General features: G+C 61.1%; 2 protein-coding genes. Both read right to left on the bottom strand.

The genetic code is table 11. The annotated features are described in order from the left end of the window. The coding region (locus EN925_RS37410) for a F0F1 ATP synthase subunit C (RefSeq protein WP_127271830.1) at nt 1–213 on the bottom strand (213 nt) is incomplete at its 3' end. 85 nt (nt 214–298) lie between these two features. Continuing rightward, a partial coding sequence (locus tag EN925_RS37405; RefSeq protein ID WP_128337441.1) for a F0F1 ATP synthase subunit A occupies nt 299–961 on the bottom strand: 663 nt, incomplete at its 5' end.

Here is a 961-nt window from a genome sequence, read left to right as displayed (position 1 = left end):
GGCCAGAAGCGCGATGAGAAGCGAGAAGATGCCCAGAGCTTCGGTCACGGCAAAGCCGAAGATCAGACGGCCGAACTGGCCATCGGCGGCCGAAGGGTTGCGCAGTGCGCCCGCCAGGTAGCTGCCGAAGATGTTGCCGAGGCCAATGCCCGCGCCACCCATGCCCAGGCAAGCGATGCCGGCGCCGATGTACTTTGCTGCTTCTGCGTCCATTTGTTCAACTCCTTTGGATCTAAAATTCCGTTGCGATTCCATCCGGCGCCAATGTTGGAAATCTTTGGGCCGGAAACTTTTGGACCTAGTGCCCTGGATGCAGGGCGTCGTTGAGATACATGCAGGTCAACACGGCAAAGACGTAGGCCTGCAGGAAGGCGACCAGCAGTTCCAGTGCCGTCAGCGCCACCGCCATCGCCAGAGGCAGGATCGAGCCGGCGACGCCAACCGCGCCGAGCGCGCTCAGGCTGACGACGAAGCCGGAGAACACTTTCAGCGTGATGTGGCCGGCGAGCATGTTGGCGAACAGACGAACCGAGAGGCTGACCGGGCGCGACACGAAGGAGATCACTTCGATCAGCACCACGAGAGGCAGCAGGAAGACCGGCACGCCGTGCGGCACGAACAGTTTCAGGAAGCCAAGACCATGCTTCATGAAGCCGTAGACGACCACGGTTGCGATCACCAGCACGGCAAGGCCGAAGGTGACGATGATGTGGCTGGTGACGGTGAAGAAATAGGGGAACAGGCCAAGCAGATTGGCGACGAGCACGAACATGAACAGCGAGAACACGAGAGGGAAGAACTTCATGCCCTGCGTGCCGGCGGCGTCGCGCAACATGTTGCCGACAAACTCGTACGCCATCTCGGAGACCGACTGAAGCCGCCCGGGAACCAGGCTGCGGCTCGACGTCGTGAGAAACAGGAATCCAGCCGCGACGATCACGGTTGCGACCATGAACAGCGC

It is taken from the genome of Mesorhizobium sp. M7A.F.Ca.US.006.04.2.1 (genome assembly GCF_004022915.1).
Lineage (GTDB): Bacteria > Pseudomonadota > Alphaproteobacteria > Rhizobiales > Rhizobiaceae > Mesorhizobium > Mesorhizobium ciceri.
This window is presented reverse-complemented; position numbering and strand designations above follow the sequence as displayed.